Below are 1,148 nucleotides of genomic sequence, written 5' to 3'. Positions count from 1 at the left end.
AGTGAACAGCGGTCAAGAGTTACCAGCGTTTACACTGATTCCGAATGATGGCACCACTGATGGCGATACCGTAACGGTTGATCCAAGTGTTGAGACTGTTAACGACGCCCCTGAAATTATTAACCTAGTCAGCAACGACTTTACTGAAGATGATGGCAGTGCCATTGAAGGCGCGACAGTTGCTACCTTCGAGACCTTCGATGAAGATGGCGATGAGGTGACGGTCACCTTAAGCGATACCGTGAACTATGCATTAGTCGATGGCACGGTTGTGTTAACCCAAGCGGGTGCAGACTTGGTCAACAGCGGTCAAGAATTACCTGCATTTACACTTATTCCAAACGATGGCACGGTAGATGGTGACGCGGTGAGCGTTGATCCAAGTGTCACCACAGTAAACGATGCCCCTGAAATCATTAACCTAGTCAGCAACGACTTTACTGAAGATGACGGTAGTGCCGTTGAAGGCGCGACTGTTGCTACCTTCGAGACCTTCGATGAAGATGGCGATGAGGTGACGGTGACCTTAAGCGATACGGTGAACTACGCATTAGTTGATGGCACGGTGGTATTAACCCAAGCCGGTGCTGACCTAGTGAACAGCGGTCAAGAGCTACCAGTATTTACATTGGTTCCAAACGATGGCACCACTAACGGTGAGACGGTAAGCGTTGAGCCAAGTGTCACCACAGTAAACGACGCCCCAGAAATTATTAACCTAGTGAGCAACGACTTTACCGAAGATGATGGCAGTGCCGTTGAAGGCGCGACTGTTGCTACCTTCGAGACCTTCGATGAAGATGGCGATGATGTGACGGTGACCTTAAGCGATACGGTGAACTATGCATTAGTTGATGGCACGGTGGTGTTAACCCAAGCCGGTGCTGACCTAGTGAACAGCGGTCAAGAGCTACCAGTATTTACATTGGTTCCAAACGATGGCACCACTAACGGTGAGACGGTAAGCGTTGAGCCAAGTGTCACCACAGTAAACGACGCCCCAGAAATTATTAACCTAGTGAGCAACGACTTCACCGAAGATGACGGCAGTGCCGTTGAAGGTGCGACCGTTGCTACCTTCGAGACCTTCGATGAAGATGGCGATGAGGTGACGGTGACCTTAAGCGATACGGTGTACTACGCCTAAG

1 protein-coding gene is annotated in these 1,148 nt (G+C 50.1%); it reads left to right on the top strand.

What is annotated here, in order from left to right:
• Positions 1 to 1,147: hypothetical protein (locus DS885_RS17515; protein WP_181817724.1), on the top strand; the 1,147-nt coding region annotated here is incomplete at its 5' end.
• Between the last annotated feature and the right edge of the window lies 1 nt (position 1,148).

It is taken from the genome of Psychromonas sp. B3M02, from assembly GCF_003318165.1.
Taxonomy (GTDB): Bacteria; Pseudomonadota; Gammaproteobacteria; order Enterobacterales; family Psychromonadaceae; genus Psychromonas.
The sequence above is the reverse complement of the archived record's forward strand: the minus strand, read 5'-3'. Positions and strand labels throughout refer to the sequence as shown.